This is a genomic window from uncultured Microbulbifer sp., from assembly GCF_947498635.1.
Lineage (GTDB): Bacteria > Pseudomonadota > Gammaproteobacteria > Pseudomonadales > Cellvibrionaceae > Microbulbifer > Microbulbifer echini.
The window spans coordinates 1-260 of record NZ_CANMKV010000160.1 but is presented as its reverse complement, the minus strand read 5'-3'; the positions used below and the strand labels follow the sequence as shown (position 1 = coordinate 260).

Sequence of the window (260 nt, the reverse complement as noted above, 5' to 3'; positions counted from 1 at the left end):
TCCGGGATAAACACCGTATTCTTTACCGTGCGCACCTCACCAATATCGCCACCATCCAATAACAGCGCACCCATGGACAGATCGCGGTAATTGACCAGAAGCATGGCCCACTCCGCCCCATCCAACTCACCGCGTTCCGCCATTTCCACGGTGATGCCGGGCACGTCGGTACTGTACAGGGCGTAGCCCTCGGCATTGTCCACATCAAAACTGGTATCACTGGCGATAATGCTGGAATCGAAACCGTTCTGGGCGTAATA

General features: G+C 55.0%; 1 protein-coding gene. It reads right to left on the bottom strand.

Features of this window, described 5'->3' with window-relative positions; genetic code table 11:
- Window positions 1-260: DUF2163 domain-containing protein (locus Q1A69_RS20255; protein ID WP_299589774.1), on the bottom strand; the 260-nt coding region annotated here is incomplete at both ends.